Below are 18,824 nucleotides of genomic sequence, written 5' to 3'. Positions count from 1 at the left end.
TTTTACTGGAGCACGGCCAACTGGTAGGCCGTGTACTTGCGAATATTGATCACACCGGTGTCGAAGATCAGGTACTGGCCCTTGATGCCCAGCAGCGTGCCCTCCACGATCGGGGTCTTGTCCAGGTTGAAGCTGACCACCTTGGTGGGGTAAGCCTGGACCGGGTACGTCATGTGCACGACCTCGGCGTCGGTCAGGGGCTGAATCGCCTGCAGGCCGAAGCGCGCCTGCAGCTGGCCAAGCCCTTCGGCACACGCCTCCAGCACCTGATCGCGCAAGGCCGGCAGATCAAGCAGCGCGGCGTCACCCTTGAGCAGGGCGCGCCAATTGGTGCGGTCCGGCACCTGACTGCGCAGCAGGTCTTCGACCAGCCCGGACTGCTGCCGGGTGGCCACCCTGAGGATAGGCAAGGCCTGGCTGGCACCCTGGTCGAGCCAGCGGGTGGGCAACTGGGTGGCGCGGGTGATACCGACCTTGATACCGGAGGAGTTGGCCAGGTAGACCACGTGGTCGGTCATGCAGAACTGCTCGCCCCAGGACGGATCGCGGCAGGTGCCTGCGTCGTAGTGGCAGCGCTCCGGGGCCATGATGCACATGTCGCACTGGGCCAGCTTGGTCATGCAGGGGTAGCAGTAACCCTGGCTGTAGCTGCTCTTGGTGCGCTTGCCGCAGTGGCTGCAGTGGATGGCGCCCAGGTAGTGCAGGCGCAGCGGCTTGCCGATCAGCGGGTTGACTGGCACCAGGGTATCGCCTAGGCGAAAGCTGTATTGCACCACGGGGGCCGCCAGGCTGACGGCCATTTTGCTCAACGAGCCACGAGCGAGTTCGATCAATGTACCGAGTCCGACTTGAACAGGATGTTGGGAACGGGGGCGGACTTGGACGCACATTCCTGCGGGCCCATGTAACCGGTGCGCTGGTCCTCGGGCAGGTTTTTCATCTCCCAGGCGATGACCGCTTGCAGGGACAGCTCTTTCTGCTCGGCAGTCAGCTTGCGGCCGTCCGACCATTTGCCGATTTCCACGGCCAGTTTCAGGCTCTCGTAGATTTCCGGGGTGATGTTTTCGATCATTTGCGCGAAAGTGGACATGTTGTCTCCTGATTCAAGCCGACAGTTTACGCCGGGCGAGCGCCCCACCCAAGAGCCCGGTCAGGCATCCGATGAGCAACCCGCCGACGTGCGCGGCGTTGGCGATCTGGCCCAGGCCCAGGGTGCCGACGACGCCGGTCAGGCACACCACCAGCCAGAGGAGCATCATCACCAGCACGCCCTTGGGCAGGTTGAAGTGCGGGTTTGGCGCCCGCCATTGATACAGCCAGATGTGCCCGAGCAGGCCATAAAGCACGCCTGAAAGCCCACCGAACAGGCCAGGCCCCGTGGTGTAGTGTTGGGCCAGGTTCGATACCAGGCTGAACAGCAGGGTGAGCACCAGCAACGTCCACGGGCCCTGGCGCAGTTCGATGCGCTTGCCCAGCTCCCAGAACCACAGGCTGTTCATGGCCAGGTGCAGCGCGCCGAAATGCAGCAGCATGGGCGAGACCAGCCGCCACCATTGCCCGTGCGCCAGGCCCTCGGCCAGGGGCGCGAAGTACAGGTAATCGCCCTGCACGTGAAAATCGAGAAACGTGAACCAGCTGATGGTGGTGAAGTTGTCGCCCAAGCCCGTGAGCCCAGCGACCATGAAGGTCAGCAGCAGCGTCAGGGCAGTGACCTTGCAAGCCTTAGCCTGGGCCAGCAGCGACGGCTGTGGCACCTCCTGCATCTGCTGGTCGGGCAACGCGGGGTCAGGCTCGGCCTGCAGGTCGGCGTTGCCATCGGGGTAGCGCTGGTAGAGGTGCAACACCTCGTCGGCCAGGGTATCAGGCGCCCAGAGTACCTGGTCCTCGCCCTCCTCGCTGACCCGGTGCGGGACCTGCAAGCGTTGCAGCATCTGCACGAAACCGCTGAGGTCCACCGTCAGCGGCAGGCGCATCACTTGGATAATGTTCATTGGCTAGCCTGTGGTCGGTCGACATCCACCCAGACGAACTTGCGGGGGTCGATACGGGTTTCATCGTCCAGCCTGTAGGCGACCAGCTTGCCGTACAACACGGCGCTGTAGTCCAGGCAGGCCAGGTTGCTGCGAATCGGGGCAGGCCGGCCGCTGCGCCAGTAATGGCCAACGAACAGCATGGGCTCGTCCTCGGCGTAGCGCAGCAACGCGCTTTTCTGGCTGTGGCTCAGCGGTGTGTTGGCCACCTCCGCTGGCAGCGCATCGGGCTGGAAGACGATATCGCCGTAGGTCTGCGGGTCGTCTTCCCAGAACTTGGTGCGGAAGAAGGCGCGGGTCAGGCCATCGCCACCGGTCAGGGTGAGGCCATCGGGCAAGCGCATGTCGGTGCCGCGCAGCAGGCGGTTGCAGACGTTGGCGGCAAAGCTGCCGCTCACCGCCGACGCCTGGACGAAGTGGCGGTCGACGCGCCCGTCGGGGTACTGGCGACGCAGAGGCTCGATCAGGCGTGCATCCCAGCAGGCGTGTACGAGGCGAAAGCGACCGGCATCGATGAACAGGGGTAGCGTCTGGAACCAGTCGAGAAACGCCTGCCAGTCCGCAGGGTGATGGGCGAACTGGGTGAGGGTTTCGTCGATGAGCCTGGCGTGGCGAGGGGTGTGTTCGCGCACGAAGGCCTTACCGCTGCCCGGCAGTGCCGGCGTCACCCACCCTAGGGCGCTGTATTCGTGATTGCCCATGATGCAGTGCGCCTGCCCGGCGGCGACCATGTCGTGAACGATGTGCAGGGCTTCGCGGATACGCGGGCCGCGGTCCACGATATCGCCCAAAAACAGCGCCTGGCGCCGAGGGTGGCGCCAGACGCCGGCAATGCGCTGGTAACCGAGGGTGTCGAGCAAACGCTCGAGGGTCAAGGCACAGCCGTGAACGTCACCGATGATGTCGAAACTGCGCGCCGGATCCAGCATCAGTCGTCCCTGCCCCCCAGGCGGCTGCCCCAGCCAAGCTTCGTGCGGCAGACTTCGTAGTAGTTGTGGTCCAGCGGGTGGATCAGGCGCAGCTTCTGGGGCTTCTTGCTCACCGTGATGGTATCACCGGGTGCACAGGTGAAGTGGTTCTGACCGTCACACGACACCTGCGGGTAGATCTGCAGGTCCTTGGCCACCACGATCTTCAGCTCGCTGTTGCCATCGACGACGATCGGCCGCCCTGACAAGGTGTGCGGGTACATGGGCACGATGACGATTGCATCGAGCTTGGGGTGCATGATCGGGCCACCTGCGGACAATGCGTAGGCGGTGGAGCCGGTCGGGGTGGCGACGATCAGGCCGTCGGCCTTCTGGCTGCAGACGAACTGGCCGTCGATGTAGATCTCGAATTCGATCATGCGGGTGGACTTGCCGGGGTGCAGGACCACGTCGTTGAGCGCATCGCCCTGGCCGATCGCCTCCTGATGACGGCGCACTTCGGCTTGCAGCAGGAAACGGTTCTCGACCAGGTAGTGACCCTCGAGCACCTCGGAGACTTTCTCTTCCAGTTCATCCGGACGGATGTCAGTGAGAAAGCCCAGGTTGCCCCGATTGATGCCCAGTACCGGGATATTGTGACGCGCCAGGGCACGCGCAGCGCCCAGCAGGCTGCCGTCGCCGCCGACCACGATGACCAGGTCACAGACCTCGCCCAGCAGCTTGCGGGTGGAAGTCTGCAGCCCGTGGCCGGGCAGGACTTCACCGATGGTGTCTTCGAGGATCACATGCAAGTGGCGCTCGAGGAGGAATTTTTTCAGTCGGCGGATGGTGTCCAGCACCTGCGAGCTGCCGAGACGACCGATGATACCGATATTGCGAAATTGCTCCATGGGGCTCCTGCAAGGCTCTGCGACGGGTGACGATGCAGCGATTATGGGCGAACCACGAAGCAGCGGCAAACCGGCTATGCTCGCAGGATGATGCCATTTCCTTCGCTCGTGCACCTGCCCCGGCTGTTCCAGCGCCCCGCGGTGCGTGACCTTGCCTGGACCCTGCTCTCGCCGCCGCTGCTGGAGAACGCAGGCTGCCCCCAGCGCCACCCGCTGGCAGGCAGCCTCTGGGTGGAGCGGCCGCAGGCCTTACAGGCCTGGCTGCACGGGCTGGACGCCGATGACACGCCCTTGCAGCACTGGCTCAAGGGCCTTGGCAGCCGCCGCCTCGGGCTGTATTACGAACGCCTGTGGCAGTTTGCCTTGCAACAGGCGCCCGGCGTCGAACTGTTGGCGGCCAACCTGGCTATCCGCGAAGACGGCCGGACCTTGGGCGAGCTGGATGTGGTGCTGCGTGATCGCGATGGGGTGCATCACCTGGAACTGGCCATCAAGCTGTACCTGGGCCCTGAGCGCTTCGGTACCGACCCCGGGGGCTGGCTGGGGCCTGGCTGCCACGATCGCCTGCAAGCCAAGCTGGAACACACCCGCCGCCACCAGTTGCCCATGTCAGCCAGCACCCAGGGCCGTACCGCCCTCGAGCGGCTCGACCTGCCTACGGTGCAGGCCAGCATGTGGATGGGGGGCTACCTGTTCTACCCGACGCTGGCCGCGAGCCAGGCGCCGCAGGGCGTCCACCCCCAGCACTTGCGTGGCCGGTGGTTGCATCGCAAGGACTGGATCAGCGCACCAGACGGGCATTGGCAACCGCTGGCGCGCAGCGCCTGGCTGGCCCCCGCACGGTGTGCGGCCTGCGAGGTCTGGAGCGCTGCTCAGTTCGCCGCGTGGCTGCACCTGCTGGCGCCCGATGCGCCTGCGCAGTTGCTGGTCAACATGCAACGGCAGCAGGACGGCAGCTGGCAAGAGGTAGAGCGGGTGTTCCTGGTTGCCGATCAGTGGCCAGGCGCGCTGGCTCTCTGACCGTAGATCCTCCCCATAGGCGGCAACATATTTTTCACCGACCTGGAGCAATGATGCAGCCCGGGTAACCCGTAAACTGGACCTGAGCGCCACCAAGAGCGCTGCCCCACCGACCGATGAGGATCAACCATGGTTTCGAGCACCCCAGCGCCCCATTACGCGCGCGTGTCCATTGTCCTGCACTGGCTGATGCTGGTGCTGCTGGCCGCCGTTTATGCCTGTATCGAGTTTCGCGGGATCTTCCCGCGCGACAGCGCAGAGCGTAACCTGATGAAAGACCTGCATTTCATGTTGGGCCTGAGCGTGTTCGTGCTGGTGTGGCTGCGCCTGGCCATGCGCGTGGTCCATCGCGCGCCTCCCATCTCACCCAAACCCCCTGCCTGGCAAACCGGCCTGGCCCATCTGGTTCACCTGCTGCTGTACCTGCTGATGATCGGCATGCCGCTGGCCGGCTGGCTGATCCTCAGCGCCGCCGACAAACCGGTGCCGTTCTATGGCCTTGAGCTGCCGCACCTGATCGGCCCTGACGTAGACCTGGCCAAGTTCATCAAGGGCTGGCATGAGCGTGTGGGTACCTGGGGCTACTGGCTGATCGGCCTGCATGCGCTGGCCGGCCTTTATCATCACTATGTCAAACGCGACAATACGTTGCTGCGCATGCTGCCTTACAAGTAACCCCGACGGCCCTGCAAGCCGCCGGTATGGACGAACACCAAGCGAGTGCCGGGCGCGAACAATCCGGCTTCGACCTGAGCCTTGAGCGCGAGCAATGCCTTGCCGGTATAGAGCGCCTCGAAAGGGATCCCGGCCTGCTGCTCGCAGTCGGCAATGAAGGCCAGCAGTTGTTCGTCGAACTTGCCGAAGCCGCCCCGGCTGGCACTGTGCAGGCGGTAACCCTGGGTGCCGGCAAGTGCCGCCACGGTCTCGGCCACGCCATAGTGGTCGGGTACGGCCAACGCCCCATGCACGGCATGGGCCCCTGACTCGGCCAGCACCAGGCCTGCAAGCGTGGTGCCGGTGCCCGCGGCCAGCCACCAGGCGTCATAGTCCGGCCAGCCCAGTGTCGCAAGCTGCGCGTGCAGGTGGGTCACGATCGACGCGCACCCCTGGGCGCCGGCCTGCCCGCCTCCCCCTTCGGGGATGCAGTGCCAGCCGGGATAGCGCGCGTGCCAGGGCGTCCAGAACCCCACCTCGTTACGTTGTCGGTAGCCCTCGTAACCCAGCCAGTGCAGTTGCATGCCCATTGCCTGCAAGTCCTGCACGGTGGGTGTTTGGCACGGGTGCCCCCGCAGCAGGCCGGCCGTGGCCAGGCCCAACCGCTTGCCGGCAGCGGCCAGAGCATGAAGGTGGTTGGAATGGTTGCCGCCCAGGCTCACCAGGCCAGGGGCCTTGGCATCGAGCGCCTGCTCAAGGTGATGGCGAAGCTTGAACCACTTGTTGCCGCTGATCAGAGGGTCGATCAGGTCAAGGCGCAGGATGGCGGTCTCGACCTGCCCCCTCGCCAGCCAGGGCAATGTCAGGCGTTGCAGAGGGGCCAGGGGGAGTTCGACAGGCATGAGCGCCAGTCTATCAGCACAGCCACTGGTGTGGGCCGTGAATCAAAGCTGCGCCGCCAACCTCGACCCCTGATCGATCGCCCGCTTGGCATCGAGCTCTGCCGCCACGTCAGCACCGCCGATCAAGTGTACCGACTGCCGCGCAGCCACCAGACCATCCTGCAATTCGCGCAGCGGGTCCTGGCCTGCGCAGATCACCACGTTGTCCACCGCCAGCACCTGCGGCTCGCCGCCGCCAATGCGCACATGCAGGCCCGCGTCATCAATGGCCAGGTACTCGACGCCATTGAGCATCTTCACCTGCTTGTTCTTCAACCCGGTGCGGTGGATCCAGCCAGTGGTCTTGCCCAAGCCATCCCCTACCTTGGAGGTCTTGCGCTGCATCAAGTACACCTGCCGGGCGGGTGCGTGGGGCTGTGGCGTGATACCGGCCACACCACCGCGCGCTTGGAGGTGGGTATCGATACCCCACTCCTTCCAGAATGCTTCGCGGTCCAGGCTGGTGGATACGCCCTGATGCACCAGGTATTCGGATACATCGAAACCGATGCCCCCGGCGCCGATCACAGCCACTGTCTTGCCCACAGGCTTACGCTCGAGCAGCACATCCAGGTAGCTGAGCACCTTGGGGTGCCCAATCCCCGGGATCGCCGGCGCGCGGGGCAGAATGCCAGTCGCGAGGATGATTTCGTCATAGCCGCCGGCCACCAGCGCTGGCACGTCGACGCGCGTGTTCAAGCGTACGTCAACGCCCGTGGTGCTTAGCTTGTTGCGAAAATACCGCAGGGTCTCGTTGAATTCCTCTTTGCCTGGCACGCGCTTGGCAACATTGAACTGGCCGCCAATTTCGCTGGCCGATTCGAACAAGGTCACCACATGGCCACGTTCAGCGGCCACTGTTGCAGCGGCAAGGCCTGCTGGGCCGGCACCCACGACGGCAATGCGCTTGGCCATGCGCACGGGCAGGTAGTTGAGTTCGGTTTCATGGCAGGCCCGTGGGTTTACCAGGCAGCTGGTCAGCTTGCCGCCGAACGTATGGTCCAGGCACGCCTGGTTGCAGCCGATGCAGGTATTGATTTCATCAGCACGCCCGGCCGCAGCCTTGTTGACGAAGGCAGGATCGGCCAGAAACGGCCGGGCCATGGACACCATGTCCGCATCCCCTTCGGCCAGCACCGCCTCGGCCACTTCTGGGGTATTGATACGGTTGGTGGTGATCAAAGGAATACCCACTACTCCACGCAACTTGGCGGTGACCTTGCTGAAGGCTGCCCGCGGCACCTTGGTGGCGATGGTGGGAATGCGCGCCTCGTGCCAGCCAATACCCGTGTTGATCAACGTGGCGCCCGCCCGCTCGATGGCCTTGGCCAGGGTCTCGATCTCGTCCCAGGAGCTGCCGCCCTCGACCAGGTCGAGCATCGAAAGGCGGAAGATGATGATGAAATTCGGGCCCACCGCGCCGCGCACCCGGCTGACGATTTCCACCGCCAGGCGCATGCGATTTTCGTAGCTGCCACCCCAACGGTCGGTGCGGTGGTTGGTGTGGGCGGCGAGGAACTGGTTGATGAAATAGCCTTCCGAGCCCATGACCTCGACGCCGTCGTAACCTGCCTTTTGCGCAAGCAGCGCGCAGTGGGCGAAGTCGGCAATCTGTTTTTCGATTCCCGCCTCGTCCAGTTCCCGGGGCTTGAACGGGTTGATCGGCGCTTGAATGGCGCTTGGCGCCACTTGACGCGGGCTGTAGGCATAGCGCCCGGCATGCAGGATCTGCAGGCAAATCTTGCCACCGGCGGCGTGCACTGCTTCGGTGACGATGCGGTGCTGCTCGGCTTCGGCATCGGTGCTGAGTTTGGCGGCGCCTGCGTACACACCGCCCTCGTCATTGGGTGCAATGCCGCCTGTGACCATCAGCCCTACGCCGCCCTGCGCCCGTTCGGCAAAATAGGCAGCCATGCGCTCGAACCCGCCAGGACGTTCCTCAAGACCCGTGTGCATGGAGCCCATCAGGGTACGGTTACGCAACGTGGTGAAGCCCAGGTCCAGCGGGGCCAGCAGGTGCGGGTAAGGGGTGTCGGTCATGGTTCGGATTCCCAAGGTGATCACGGTAAACGGGCATCTGGCCTAAAGGCGGCCTTGTCGTTATATGAAGCAGACAGTAAACAGCCGTTTGAACCGGCTCAATGACCGGAACTGACAAGTTATTGATCATCACGAACAGCGCGTCTACCCTAGGGCTCCCTCATGCCCATTGCCTTCTACTGTTTCATGAAAAAACTCCTGACAACTGCCCTGCTGCTGGTGGTGATCGCCGCCTTGTGTGGTTATGCCTTCTGGACCCAACAGCGCCCGCAGGGGCACTACCTGTCCGACCTGCGCATCGAGCTGGCAGTCAACCACGGGCAACCCGGTGAACACGGCAACCTGCTGGGCGTCGAGCCGCTGCTGTACCCAGGGGACTACCAGGACCTGCAACGTCTGCACCGCAAGCTTGCCGCCTACCTCGAGCAGGCGCGCACGCTGGGCCTGATCACGCCTCGCACCGTGGTGGTATTGCCTGAGCACATCGGTACCTGGCTGTGGGCACGCGGCGAGAAGAACGCGTTGTACCAGGTGACCCACCAGCGTGAGGCCCTGCAATGGTTCGAACTGAGCAATCCGCTTCGCTATGGCTGGGCCATGCTCGCGGCCGAGGGCGATGACCGACGGGCCGATGCTCATCTGCGCATGAAGGCCGATCAGATGGCCGCCGATTACCAGCAGGTGTTCGGCGGCTTGGCCAAGGAATTCGGCGTAACCCTGGTAGCCGGCTCGATCGTGCTGCCGCAACCCTACGTCAGCGAGGGTGCATTGCACCCCGGGCGCGGTCCGTTGTTCAACAGCAGCGTGGTGTTCGCCGGCGACGGCACCATCCTGGGCCAACCCCAGCCCCAGCACTATCCGGACAGCGAGAACAGGCGGTTCATACACCCGGGTGTGGACCAGCCTCTGCAGGTGCTGCAGACGCCTGCGGGGCGGCTTGGCGTATTGGTGGGAAGCGACAGCTGGTATCCGGAGAATCACCACCAGTTGCTGGCCCAGTCGGTCGAACTGGTGGCCATCCCTGCCTTCCTGAGCGGCAGGCACAGCTGGCTGGAGCCCTGGCGGGGAAATCGCCATCAGCCTGTCAGCACGCGCTTGGCCGTCAAGCGTGGCGAAGTCAGCGAGCAGGACGCCTGGCACCGGCTGACCGCGCCTATCGGTCACCAGGTGAGCAGTGTGAGCGTCTTCATGCGCGGCCAGTTCTGGGAGCACGGCGCCGATGGCCAGGGTTTCGTCTGGCAAGCCGGCGACCTGTTGGCTGGGCCACCCAGCCCAGGTGCCCGCTTGCTGAACATATGGCTCTAGCACCATGAGCCGCCCGCAGGTAAGGCTGGGCGACCTGTCGGTAGGCTTTGTGCAACCCTTGGCGGAGGCGATTCGACGGCTGGGTCACGACCCTGCACCCTTGCTCGAACGCTATGGCCTGGACCCGGCGCGGCTGGCCCAGGCCAATGCGCGCCTGTCGATACCGCGCTACATGCACCTGGGCCACGCCGCCATCGCATTGTGCGCCGAGCCTGCACTGGGTTTGCAGATTGGCCAGTTGAGCCGGCTGGCCCATACCGGGCTGGCCGGGGTCACGGCAGGGCAAGCGCCGACCCTGGGCGAGGCGGCGCGCACCCTGCTACGCTTCGAGCCGCTGTACGCGTCCAACTATCGAGGCCATTGCACTTACTGCGAAGATGGCGAAGGCGCTTGGCTGCGTTTTTACTCCATCAGCCCCTACAACGCCTACAACCGCTTTGTGGTCGACTCGCTGCTCGCCGGCTGGCTGGCCCAGCTGGGCGACCTGGTCGGTACGCCAGTGGTGGCCGAGCGGATGGACATCGAGTTCGCAGCCCCAAGCTACGCCACCCTCTATCAGCCCCTGTGCAGCGCGCCGGTTCGCTTTGCCGCCGAGTGCAACCAGTTGCGCCTGAGCCGCGCCACGCTGCAATTGCCAAACCCCAGGCATTGCCCCAGCACCTGGCACCAACTGCTGGCCCTGAGCGAGGCGCACATGGATCAGCTGACCCGCGTGCGCAGCCTAGGCGAGCGTATAACCCATTTGCTAGGGCCGCTGCTAAACGGTGGACGTGAACCAGAGCTCGACGAAATTGCCCTGCAGCTCCAACTTCCGCCCTGGACGCTGCGTCGCAGGCTGGCAGAAGAAGGCACGCGTTTTCGTGACCTGTTGAACGGCACACGACGCGACCTGGCCGAGACCTATATCCGCGACACCCAGTTGAGCTTCGGCGAAATCGCCTACCTGCTGGGGTTCGCTTCGGCAGAGGCTTTCCAGCGCGCGTTCAAGCGCTGGACTGGGCTCACGCCTGGCGGTTACCGCCGCACGCAGCGACGCGGGGACTAAAGTTCGGTAGCGTCTTCGGCCGGTTCAGGCGTGTCCATCTCGTGGGCCTGAAATTCCAGCAGCTCTTCCTGGTAGTCGTCCATCTTCCTGCGTCCTTATCCGAATACGGTTTGCTGAGTTCATCGGCACCCTAGCGCGATGACGTGACAGGAGGGTGACGTGACGATGCTTTTCGCGCAGCGCGCCCTCGCGTGTCAGGATCATGGACCTGTGGACCGGCTCGTTCGTTTAATCCAATTCGCCCCTCACACAGGCCGACGCGACGCGCGCGCGCAACAACGGTTCGGTAATCGCCCAGATATTGCCTCGGCGCCTGCGCCCATGGCCCGGCTTGCGGCAAGCTAGCTTCATGTTCATTCCCCATCAAACGCCAGTCAGTGCTCGAAGCATGGTGCACTGCACAGGTGGCGTTTTTACAAGCATCGACGGGAGCTACGCCTTGATCGACAAGACCCACGCAACCATTGCCAGCGCCGTGGCGGGCATCACCGATGGCTCGACCCTGCTGATCGGCGGTTTCGGTACGGCCGGCATGCCCTCTGAACTCATCGACGGGTTGATCGCCACCGGTGCACGCGACCTGACCATCATCAGCAACAATGCTGGCAACGGCGACACTGGCCTTGCTGCATTGCTCAAGGCCGAACGTGTGCGCAAGATCATCTGTTCGTTCCCGCGCCAATCGGACTCGTACGTTTTCGACGCCCTGTATCGGGCTGGCAAGATCGAGCTGGAGGTCGTACCGCAAGGCAACCTGGCCGAGCGCATTCGCGCAGCAGGCTCTGGCATCGGCGCCTTCTTTTCACCTACCGGCTATGGCACCTTGCTCGCCGAAGGCAAGGAAACGCGGGAGATCGACGGCCGCCAGTACGTACTGGAGATGCCGTTGCACGCCGATTTCGCCTTGATCAAGGCTCACAAGGGTGATCGCTGGGGCAACCTGATCTACCGCAAGGCCGCCCGCAACTTCGGGCCGATCATGGCCATGGCTGCCAAGACCGCCATCGTCCAGGTCGACCAGATCGTCGCGCTGGGTGAGCTGGACCCGGAGCATATCGTCACGCCGGGCATCTTCGTGCAACGCGTGGTAGCGGCCCCCGCCGCCGCCCATCAGACCACCCACCCATTCTGAGGCCTGGCCATGACCATCAACCAACGACTCTCGCGTACCGCCATGGCCCAGCGTGTTGCAGCCGACATTGAGGAAGGTGCCTACGTCAACCTGGGCATCGGCGCCCCCACACTGGTCGCCAACTACCTGGGCGACAAGGAAGTGTTCCTGCACAGTGAAAATGGAGTGCTGGGCATGGGACCCAGCCCTGCGCCAGGCGAGGAAGACGACGACTTGATCAATGCTGGCAAGCAGCACGTGACCCTGCTGACCGGTGGTGCCTATTTCCACCACGCCGATTCATTTTCGATGATGCGCGGTGGGCATCTGGACATCGCCGTGCTCGGTGCTTTTCAGGTTTCGGTGAACGGCGACCTGGCTAACTGGCACACCGGCGCCGAGGGGTCGATCCCCGCGGTGGGCGGCGCGATGGACCTGGCCACCGGCGCCCGGCAAGTCTTCGTGATGATGGACCACCTGACCAAAACCGGCGAAAGCAAATTGGTGAGCGAATGCACCTACCCTCTGACGGGCATCGGGTGCGTGAGCCGCATCTACACGGACCTCGCGGTACTGGACGTCACGCCGGCAGGGCTCGAAGTGGTCGAGATTTGCGCGGCCATCACCTTCCAAACGCTGCAGGCGCTCAGTGGCGTACCGCTGATCGACCGGTCTGCCAAACCTCGCTAGCGCCTGGCCGATTTGACGCCCGAAGCGTGGCGGCGCCGGCTTTGCGGCCTCATGGGGTAGAGGGCTGGCCCTGTGTAGCCGTTTGATCCTGCGGGGCTGGCACGGCCGGCTCAGCCGGCTGCACCTCGATGGGCGCCGCATCGGCCGGGGGCGCAACGGGCTGCGAGCTCAATTCATCCCCACTGTCAGGTGCCTGGAGAGCCTGCTGGCTAGGCGCGACGGCCGCGGGCGATGCACCGTCCTTGGGCGCAGTGTCTGGCTCAGCCGGTGCAGGTGCAGGTGCAGGTGCAGCCTCGACCGGGACTGGCGCTGGGTTTGCCGCAGCCTGCTCCGGCAAGCCCAGTTCCACCGCAGGCTTCTCAGCCTTGGGCGCGGGTTGTTCAGCTTTGGGCTGGCTCAAGGATTGGGCCTTGGGCTTGGTCTTGGGCAGGTAACTTTCCACCAACGCGAAGTAGCGGTCGTAAAACTGCGCGGCGGTGACTGTCTCACTGGCCACTTTCACCATGGAGTCATCGCTCGAGCCAATCGGCATCGACACCGACCCCAGCACCCCTACTCCCAGGCTTGCCGATGTATTGGACTTCTTCAGGGCATAGCGGTCCTGCAAGGCGTTGGCGAACATGGTCGAGTGCTGCTCGTCGCTCGCATCGGGCGCACACGTGACATTGAAGCTGATCTGCAGGTGGTTATCGCTGTTTTGCTGGAAACTCTTGTTGCCGACCACCTGGTTAGGGCCGCTGCTGGTGATGATATAGCCCTGGCTGAGCAGCGCACGGCGTGCGGCTTCGCAGGAGTTGGCATCCCCTACGGGAAAGCTGCGCGAGAACGTGCCTGAGTCGTCGAAGTTCTCATGCTCGTACACCGCAGGTTTCTTGGACGCACAACCGCTCGACACGGCCAACAGGGCGGCCAGCACGAGCGCACCAGAAACGGAAGATCTTGTCATCGAGGGTTCCGGGTATTTCAAGAAGGTGCCTATTGTGCAACACAGCAGCCAGGTACAGGAACCGCTGGTCGGTGAAGTACCCGCAAGGTTTCATGCAGGCGGCAAGGTAAATACGGCAAACGCCAAAAACGCAAAAAGCGACCCGAAGGTCGCTTTCGCGTAGCGCCAAGGTGTTCAAAGGCCCTTGGTGCGAAGATGGCGCAGCGGACGGGACTCGAACCCGCGACCCCCGGCGTGACAGGCCGGTATTCTAACCGACTGAACTACCGCTGCGTATCATTCAGGCTTGCGCCCGATTGAAACTTGGGTCTACCCACCAGAAAGCCTGGGGGAAGGCATGAAAAACGGCTCAATGACCATTCGTCATGGTTGCCTCAAGGTGTTCTAGGGACCTTGATGCGAAGATGGCGCAGCGGACGGGACTCGAACCCGCGACCCCCGGCGTGACAGGCCGGTATTCTAACCGACTGAACTACCGCTGCGTATCGTTCAGGCTTGCGCCCGATTGAAACTGGGTCAGCCCAAGGCGCTCGACCTTGTGGCTTCAGACCGGTGACAAGCACCCATCTGTTAATCAAAATGGCGCAGCGGACGGGACTCGAACCCGCGACCCCCGGCGTGACAGGCCGGTATTCTAACCGACTGAACTACCGCTGCGCAGTGCATTCCTCTCTGGCTGTCAGCTTCTTGCAAAGCTTTGAGCGTCAGGAACATCTCAGGAAGTGGTGGGTGATGACGGGATCGAACCGCCGACCCTCTGCTTGTAAGGCAGATGCTCTCCCGGCTGAGCTAATCACCCTCGCGATGTTGCTTGTTGCGTTTGCTTCGCTGAGGCCGCGAAATTTACGCAGGTGACGACGCTAAGTCAATAGCCCTGTTGAGTTTTTTTCCAAGTCGCTGGTGCCCAGTGCAAAGCCGAGCACACCCTGATTCAGACCCAAGCCAAGCCTGGACATGAAAAAGGGACCTTGCGGTCCCTCCTCTGCCTACCTGCCCACGAGGGCCTTCAGGTGTAGATCATCTTGCGGGTCATACCGCCGTCGACCACGAACTCCTGACCGGTCACGAACGCTGCCTGCCGGGACAGTAGCCAGGCGACCATGGCTGCAACGTCCTCGACGGTGCCCACGCGACCGGTGGGGTGCTGGGCGTGGTCGGCATCGCTCAAGGGCTCGGCACGGCGCTGGGAGGGATCTCGGGCATCAATCCACCCCGGGCTCACGGCGTTGACACGAATCTCCGGGCCCAGGCTGATGGCCAGCGCATGGGTCAGTGCCACCAGGCCCCCTTTGCTGGCGGCATAAGCTTCAGTGTCAGGCTCGGACTGCCGCGCCCGCGTGGACGTCAGGTTGACGATGGCGCCATTGTGCGCGCGCAGGTAAGGCGCACAGTGCTTGGCCAGCAGCATCGGGCCATTGAGATTGACTGCCAGCACACGATTCCATTGAGCCAGGCTCAGGCTTTCAAGCGTCTGGCTGTGGGGGTTGGCAATCGCAGCATTGCACACCAGCGCGTCAAGCCTGCCGAATTGCCCGAGCACCTCGGACACCCCGGCACTGACTTGGGACTCGTCTGCTACATCCATGGTGATGAACCAGGCATTGTCCCCCAGTGCCTTGGCCGCTTTCGCCCCCCGCTGGCGGTCGAGGTCACTGAGCACCACCTGCCAACCTTCGCAGATCAGCCAGGCGGCAATACCAAGTCCAATACCGCGCGCGGCACCGGTGACCAAAGCGACCCGGCCGTTATGGCCGGGCGTATTGAGGCCAATTTCGATCACAATGCCGCCAGTCCACGCGCCAGATCAGCCTGTAGATCCGCCACGTCTTCCAAGCCCACAGCCACACGAATCAGGCTGTCGCGGATGCCGGCAGCCGCACGCTCCTGCGGCGTCAAGCGGCCATGGGAGGTGGTGGCCGGGTGAGCGATGGTGGTCTTGCTGTCACCCAGGTTGGTGGTGATCGAGACGATCCGGGTAGCATCGATGAAGCGCCAGGCCCCTTCCTTGCCGCCCTTGACCTCAAAGCTCACTACAGCGCCGAAGCCACTCATCTGGCGCTTGGCCAATTCGTGCTGCGGATGGCTCGGCAGGCCGGCGTAATGCACTTTTTCGATGCCGTCCTGCTGCTCCAGCCACTGCGCCAGTGCCTGAGCACTCTCGCAGTGTGCACGCATACGCAGGCGCAGCGTCTCCAGGCCCTTGGTGAATACCCAGGCGTTGAAGGGGCTGAGCGTCGGGCCCGCCGTGCGCAGGAAACCGACCACTTCCTTCATCTGTTCGGCGCGGCCCGCCACTGCACCGCCCATGCAACGGCCTTGGCCATCGATGAACTTGGTTGCGGAGTGGAAGACGATATCGGCACCGAGCTTGAGCGGTTGCTGCAAGGCCGGTGTGCTGAAGCAGTTGTCCACCACCAGCATGGCCCCACGGGCATGGGCGATTTCGCTGAGCGCAGCAATATCGACCAATTCGGCCAGTGGGTTGGAAGGCGACTCGACGATCAGCAGCTTGGTATTGGCCTGGATGGCCTGCTCCCAGCCAGCAAGATCGACCAACGGCACGTAGTCCACCTGCAAGCCGAAGCGCTTGAAGTACTTCTCGAACAGGCTGATGGTCGACCCGAACACGCTCTGAGACACCAGTACATGATCGCCTGCACTGCACAGCGACATGACCACGGCCAGAATCGACGCCATGCCAGTGGAGGTGGCCACGGCCTGCTCGGCACCTTCCATTGCCGCCAGGCGCTCTTCGAATGCCCGTACGGTCGGGTTGGTATAGCGCGAATAGACATTGCCTGGGGTTTCACCGGCAAAGCGCGCAGCCGCATCGGCAGCCGTACGGAATACGTAGCTGGAGGTCAGGAACAGCGCTTCGCTGTGCTCGGCCTCCGGTGAACGGCACTGACCGGCGCGCACTGCCAGGGTGTCGAAGCCGACACCCTCCAGGTCGCTGTCCAGTCGCCCGGCATCCCATTGATCGGTCATGCCATCGCTCCCTGAAATCAGTTGTTGTAGAGGTCGATGATTGCGCTGACTGCCTGGGTCTTGACCTTGGCCAGGTCATTGCGGGCCTGCTCGATACGGTCAAGGTAGGCTTCATCGATATCGCCAGTGACATACTCACCGTTGAATACCGCGCAATCGAAATGCTCGATCTTGATCTTGCCGCCACCGACCGAATCGATCAGGTCAGGCAGGTCCTGATAGACCAGCCAATCAGCGCCGATCAACTCGGCCACCTGCTCGGTGGTACGGTTGTGGGCGATCAGTTCGTGAGCGCTCGGCATGTCGATGCCGTAGACGTTGGGGTAGCGCACTGCAGGTGCTGCGGAGCAGAAATAGACATTCTTGGCGCCGGCCTCGCGCGCCATCTGGATGATCTGCTTGCAGGTGGTGCCGCGCACGATCGAATCGTCAACCAGCATGACGTTCTTGCCACGGAACTCAAGCTCGATGGCATTGAGTTTCTGGCGCACGGACTTCTTGCGGGCAGCCTGGCCCGGCATGATGAAGGTGCGGCCGATGTAGCGGTTCTTGACGAAGCCTTCGCGGAATTTCACGCCCAGGTGGTTAGCCAACTCAAGCGCGGCAGTGCGGCTGGTGTCCGGGATAGGGATGACCACGTCGATGCCATGATCCGGGCGCTCGCGCTGAATCTTGTCGGCGAGCTTCTCGCCCATGCGCAGACGCGCCTTGTACACCGAGACACCGTCCATGATCGAGTCCGGGCGGGCCAGGTAGACGTGTTCGAAAATGCAGGGTTGCAGTTTCGGGGCCTGGGCACACTGCTTGGTGTACAGCTGGCCTTCTTCGGTGATGTACACCGCTTCACCTGGCGCCAGGTCGCGAATCAGGGTGAACCCGAGCACGTCGAGCGCAACGCTTTCCGACGCGATCATGTACTCCACACCTTCGTCGGTGTGGCGCTGACCGAAGACGACCGGACGGATACCGTTGGGGTCGCGGAAACCGACGATGCCGTAGCCCGTGATCATGGCAACGACGGCGTAACCGCCGACGCAGCGGCTGTGCACATGGGAGACCGCGGCGAACACGTCCTCCTCGGTAGGCTGCAGCTTGCCGCGCACGGCCAGCTCATGAGCGAATACGTTGAGCAGCACCTCGGAATCGGAGTTGGTGTTGACGTGACGCAGGTCCGACTCGTAGATCTCCTTGGCCAACTGCTCGACGTTGGTGAGGTTGCCGTTGTGAGCCAGGGTGATGCCGTATGGCGAGTTGACGTAGAACGGCTGGGCCTCGGCGGAGGTCGAGCTGCCGGCTGTCGGGTAGCGCACATGGCCGATGCCGATGCTCCCCACCAGGCGTTGCATGTGGCGCTGCTGGAACACATCGCGCACCAGGCCATTATCCTTGCGCAGGAACAACCGGCCGTCATGGCTGGTCACGATACCGGCAGCGTCCTGGCCGCGGTGCTGGAGGACCGTAAGCGCGTCATACAGCGCCTGATTGACGTTCGACTTACCGACGATACCGACGATGCCACACATGCGACGCAACCCCTACTTTGATGAAACTTGAGTGAATAGCGCTCAAGGCCGGGTCGGCCCGAGCAGCTGCTCCTTGAACGGAAGATCGGCCGGTGTGCTGATCGCTCCGTTGGACATCCATTGGCTGGTGAAGCCCACGACCAGGTTTTTGGACCAGTCGGCTACCAGTAGAAACCGTGGGATCAGGCGAGACTCCTGCCACCACGCGTCTTGTTGAACCGGCCCCAGGCTCAGCAGCCCGAGTGCCACGACCACCAGCAGGCCGCCCCTGGCGGCGCCGAAGACCATGCCCAGAAAACGATCGGTGCCCGATAGGCCGGTAACACGGATCAGTTCGCCGATGAGAAAGTTGAGCATCGCCCCCACCAGCAAGGTGGCGACGAACAAGATACCGCAGCCGGCGATCACACGCATGGAGGGCGTCTGAATATAGCTCTCCAGGTACACCGAGAGCGAGCCACCGAACATCCACGCCACCGCACCGGCAATGATCCAGATGAGCAAGGACAGGGCTTCCTTGACGAAGCCGCGTTTGAGACTGATCAGTGTGGAGATGGCGATGATCGCGATGATCGCCCAATCAACCAGGGTAAATGCCACGGTGCTGCCTGCAGATCGTTGAGGCGGCGGATTTTACCAGAGCGACGAGGGCTTGGGTAAGCGGAATGTCAGTGGATCGCCCAGCCAGGACAGCAAGCCTGCTGGGCACCGC

Annotated in this window: 18 protein-coding genes and 4 tRNA genes; 6 read left to right on the top strand and 16 right to left on the bottom strand. The window is 63.4% G+C overall.

Going from position 1 to position 18,824, the window contains the following annotated elements; genetic code table 11:
• Positions 1 to 2 precede the first annotated feature (2 nt).
• From B2S33_RS16030 to B2S33_RS16010, 5 genes are read right to left on the bottom strand one after another with little or no spacing between them, the layout of a single operon-like run.
• Positions 3 to 833 carry a DUF2797 domain-containing protein gene (locus B2S33_RS16030; RefSeq protein ID WP_027916512.1) on the bottom strand — a complete coding sequence of 277 codons (831 nt, stop codon included), beginning with the start codon at positions 831 to 833 and terminating at the stop codon, positions 3 to 5.
• Positions 830 to 1,090: a YeaC family protein gene (locus tag B2S33_RS16025; protein WP_023533690.1), complete on the bottom strand. Its 261-nt coding sequence runs from the start codon at positions 1,088 to 1,090 to the stop codon at positions 830 to 832. The genes B2S33_RS16030 and B2S33_RS16025 overlap by 4 nt, the downstream gene beginning before the upstream one ends.
• A gap of 13 nt (positions 1,091 to 1,103) precedes the next feature.
• The gene (locus B2S33_RS16020) at positions 1,104 to 1,991 is read right to left on the bottom strand and encodes a rhomboid family intramembrane serine protease (protein WP_280078070.1); all 888 of its coding nucleotides are present in this window, start codon (positions 1,989 to 1,991) and stop codon (positions 1,104 to 1,106) included.
• Positions 1,988 to 2,959: a metallophosphoesterase gene (locus B2S33_RS16015; protein ID WP_088523041.1), complete on the bottom strand. Its 972-nt coding sequence runs from the start codon at positions 2,957 to 2,959 to the stop codon at positions 1,988 to 1,990. The genes B2S33_RS16020 and B2S33_RS16015 overlap by 4 nt, the downstream gene beginning before the upstream one ends.
• Positions 2,959 to 3,849 carry an NAD(+) kinase gene (locus B2S33_RS16010; protein ID WP_027916509.1) on the bottom strand — a complete coding sequence of 297 codons (891 nt, stop codon included), beginning with the start codon at positions 3,847 to 3,849 and terminating at the stop codon, positions 2,959 to 2,961. Before B2S33_RS16010 ends, B2S33_RS16015 begins: the two co-directional genes overlap by 1 nt.
• Positions 3,850 to 3,939: 90 nt before the next feature.
• Between B2S33_RS16010 and B2S33_RS16005 the strand changes: the two genes are divergently transcribed.
• The gene (locus tag B2S33_RS16005; RefSeq protein ID WP_104926003.1) at positions 3,940 to 4,869 is read left to right on the top strand and encodes a DUF1853 family protein; all 930 of its coding nucleotides are present in this window, start codon (positions 3,940 to 3,942) and stop codon (positions 4,867 to 4,869) included.
• 129 nt (positions 4,870 to 4,998) lie between these two features.
• Positions 4,999 to 5,544, top strand: a complete 546-nt coding sequence (locus B2S33_RS16000; protein WP_049696336.1) for a cytochrome b — start codon at positions 4,999 to 5,001, stop codon at positions 5,542 to 5,544.
• On the opposite strand, the gene B2S33_RS15995 is transcribed toward B2S33_RS16000, so the two are convergent.
• Positions 5,535 to 6,425, bottom strand: coding sequence for a 1-aminocyclopropane-1-carboxylate deaminase/D-cysteine desulfhydrase (locus B2S33_RS15995; protein ID WP_027916506.1), 891 nt, complete (start codon positions 6,423 to 6,425; stop codon positions 5,535 to 5,537). The genes B2S33_RS16000 and B2S33_RS15995 overlap by 10 nt on opposite strands.
• A 42-nt stretch (positions 6,426 to 6,467) precedes the next feature.
• The gene (locus tag B2S33_RS15990) at positions 6,468 to 8,504 is read right to left on the bottom strand and encodes an NADPH-dependent 2,4-dienoyl-CoA reductase (RefSeq protein ID WP_288650642.1); all 2,037 of its coding nucleotides are present in this window, start codon (positions 8,502 to 8,504) and stop codon (positions 6,468 to 6,470) included.
• Positions 8,505 to 8,690: 186 nt separating this feature from the next.
• Here B2S33_RS15990 and B2S33_RS15985 point away from each other — a divergent pair, with 186 nt between their 5' ends.
• From B2S33_RS15985 to B2S33_RS15970, 4 genes are all read left to right on the top strand, one after another.
• On the top strand, positions 8,691 to 9,809 hold the full coding sequence (locus B2S33_RS15985; protein WP_027916504.1) for a nitrilase-related carbon-nitrogen hydrolase: 1,119 nt from the start codon (positions 8,691 to 8,693) through the stop codon (positions 9,807 to 9,809).
• Positions 9,810 to 9,813: 4 nt separating this feature from the next.
• Entirely contained in the window at positions 9,814 to 10,854 is a 1,041-nt protein-coding gene (locus tag B2S33_RS15980) for an AraC family transcriptional regulator (protein ID WP_282478636.1), read from the top strand.
• 439 nt (positions 10,855 to 11,293) lie between these two features.
• Entirely contained in the window at positions 11,294 to 11,986 is a 693-nt protein-coding gene (locus tag B2S33_RS15975; protein ID WP_028688139.1) for a 3-oxoacid CoA-transferase subunit A, read from the top strand.
• Between the two features lie 9 nt (positions 11,987 to 11,995).
• Positions 11,996 to 12,655 carry a 3-oxoacid CoA-transferase subunit B gene (locus B2S33_RS15970; protein WP_288650640.1) on the top strand — a complete coding sequence of 220 codons (660 nt, stop codon included), beginning with the start codon at positions 11,996 to 11,998 and terminating at the stop codon, positions 12,653 to 12,655.
• Positions 12,656 to 12,704: 49 nt separating this feature from the next.
• Here the strand turns inward: B2S33_RS15970 and B2S33_RS15965 are convergent, their stop codons facing one another.
• The 9 genes from B2S33_RS15965 to B2S33_RS15925 form a co-directional block, all read right to left on the bottom strand.
• Positions 12,705 to 13,601 carry a DUF2242 domain-containing protein gene (locus B2S33_RS15965; RefSeq protein WP_111475707.1) on the bottom strand — a complete coding sequence of 299 codons (897 nt, stop codon included), beginning with the start codon at positions 13,599 to 13,601 and terminating at the stop codon, positions 12,705 to 12,707.
• Positions 13,602 to 13,797: 196 nt separating this feature from the next.
• Positions 13,798 to 13,874 (bottom strand) — tRNA-Asp (locus B2S33_RS15960).
• Between the two features lie 132 nt (positions 13,875 to 14,006).
• Positions 14,007 to 14,083, bottom strand: a tRNA-Asp gene (locus tag B2S33_RS15955).
• 98 nt (positions 14,084 to 14,181) lie between these two features.
• Positions 14,182 to 14,258, bottom strand: a tRNA-Asp gene (locus tag B2S33_RS15950).
• Between the two features lie 66 nt (positions 14,259 to 14,324).
• Positions 14,325 to 14,400 (bottom strand) — tRNA-Val (locus B2S33_RS15945).
• Between the two features lie 207 nt (positions 14,401 to 14,607).
• The gene (locus B2S33_RS15940; protein WP_027916500.1) at positions 14,608 to 15,381 is read right to left on the bottom strand and encodes an SDR family oxidoreductase; all 774 of its coding nucleotides are present in this window, start codon (positions 15,379 to 15,381) and stop codon (positions 14,608 to 14,610) included.
• A complete protein-coding gene (locus B2S33_RS15935) occupies positions 15,378 to 16,589 on the bottom strand; it encodes an O-succinylhomoserine sulfhydrylase (protein WP_288650638.1) in 1,212 nt (403 codons plus the stop codon). The genes B2S33_RS15940 and B2S33_RS15935 overlap by 4 nt, the downstream gene beginning before the upstream one ends.
• A gap of 17 nt (positions 16,590 to 16,606) precedes the next feature.
• Positions 16,607 to 18,112, bottom strand: a complete 1,506-nt coding sequence (gene purF / locus B2S33_RS15930; protein ID WP_023535974.1) for an amidophosphoribosyltransferase — start codon at positions 18,110 to 18,112, stop codon at positions 16,607 to 16,609.
• 42 nt (positions 18,113 to 18,154) lie between these two features.
• On the bottom strand, positions 18,155 to 18,712 hold the full coding sequence (locus B2S33_RS15925; RefSeq protein WP_027916498.1) for a CvpA family protein: 558 nt from the start codon (positions 18,710 to 18,712) through the stop codon (positions 18,155 to 18,157).
• Between the last annotated feature and the right edge of the window lie 112 nt (positions 18,713 to 18,824).

The organism is Pseudomonas sp. UBA5568 (assembly GCF_002425525.1).
Classification (GTDB): Bacteria; Pseudomonadota; Gammaproteobacteria; order Pseudomonadales; family Pseudomonadaceae; genus Aquipseudomonas; species Aquipseudomonas fulva.
This window is presented reverse-complemented; position numbering and strand designations above follow the sequence as displayed.